The organism is Morganella sp. HMSC11D09, from assembly GCF_001807955.1.
Classification (GTDB): domain Bacteria; phylum Pseudomonadota; class Gammaproteobacteria; order Enterobacterales; family Enterobacteriaceae; genus Morganella; species Morganella morganii.
Window position 1 is genome coordinate 1 of the sequence record NZ_KV791680.1, and the last position, 1,344, is coordinate 1,344.

At 54.2% G+C, this 1,344-nt stretch carries 2 protein-coding genes; both read left to right on the forward strand.

Translation table 11 applies throughout. The features are described 5' to 3' along the window. Positions 1–1,159: phage tail tape measure protein (locus HMPREF3119_RS07590; RefSeq protein ID WP_070579198.1), on the forward strand; the 1,159-nt coding region annotated here is incomplete at its 5' end. Then, positions 1,156–1,344, forward strand: a 189-nt coding sequence (locus HMPREF3119_RS19735) for a phage tail protein (RefSeq protein ID WP_246829255.1), incomplete at its 3' end; no start/stop codon positions are given. The genes HMPREF3119_RS07590 and HMPREF3119_RS19735, both read left to right, overlap by 4 nt.

The following is a 1,344-nucleotide window of genomic DNA, read 5'->3' on the forward strand; positions in this document are numbered from 1 at the left end:
TTTCAATAAAGAGCAGAAAGAAGCGGAACGTCAGGCGGAGCAGTATGCCCGCAAAATAGCAGATCTGAGTGTGGCCACGGAGGTTCAGAAAGTCAGGGCCACGCAGGGAGAAAAAGCCGCAGATCTTTATGCCGCAGCACATGAGTCCGGCGCAAAATGGACGGATGAGCAGCGAAAAGCGATCCGCGCATCCTCTGTTGCCCTGGCGGAGTGGACACAAAAGGCCGATGAGGCGGTCAGAAAGCAGCGTGAAATGGATGATGCGCTGAAAGCGATGCGTGACGGTGCCCGGAAATTCAGTGACGAAGCGGAGCAAATTGATAAAACCCGGGGAATGGGCAGAAACCGGCGCAGTTTGTATGAAGAGCGCCAGCAGATTGATCGTGTTTATGCCAAATCTGATCAGGGAAAAAGTGCGACCGAAGCTTATAACCGGGAGATTGACGCGCTCAACCTGAAATATCAGAAAATAAAGGAAGTTCAGTCTGACTGGACCAGCGGGGTTACCCGGGGGATGGAAGACTGGGTTGCTGAGGCCGGAGACTATGCGGAGCAAACCGCATCTGCGGTACAGAGAGCCATGGGCGGTATGGTGAATAACATCACTGACATGCTGAACGGAAATAAAGCCAGCTGGCGCGACTGGTCAATAGATGTCCTTAAATCCATCCAGAAAATACTGGTCAACGCTGCCATCGTGAACAGCCTGAAATCCATGTCAGATGCCGGTGGCTGGATTGGTGCTGTCGGTAACTTCCTGGGAGGTGCCGCGGCAAATGCCAAAGGCGGAGTTTATGACTCCCCGGGCCTGAGTGCGTACAGTAATCAGATAGTCAGCACCCCGACTTATTTTGCGTTTGCCAAAGGGGCCGGGCTGATGGGTGAGGCTGGGCCGGAAGCGATTATGCCGCTGACCCGGGCGGCGGATGGCTCTCTCGGTGTCCGGGCGCTCGGCGGAAATCAGAACAGCGGTTCAGCAGCACCACAGGTGTTTATTACCATCGACAGTAACGGCAGCAGCCAGACGCAATCGTCAGCTGGTTATGAGCAGTTTGGTAATGAAATTGCCGCATTCGTCGATCAGCGTTTCCGCATACTAATGGACAAGGATACCCGCCCCGGCGGAGCCGTCTGGAATCTGACTAAGGGGAAAAGATGATTGAAACATTCACCTGGTGTCCCCGAGTTAATCCCACGGAGGACATCACCTATAAAACCCGCAGGGCGAAGTTCGGTGATGGTTATGAGCAGGTGTCCGGTGACGGTCTTAATCCCCGCAGCCAGAAGTGGTCACTGGAATTTGCCGGTCGAGGGGAGTATATCGCGGCTATCCGTCAGTTTATC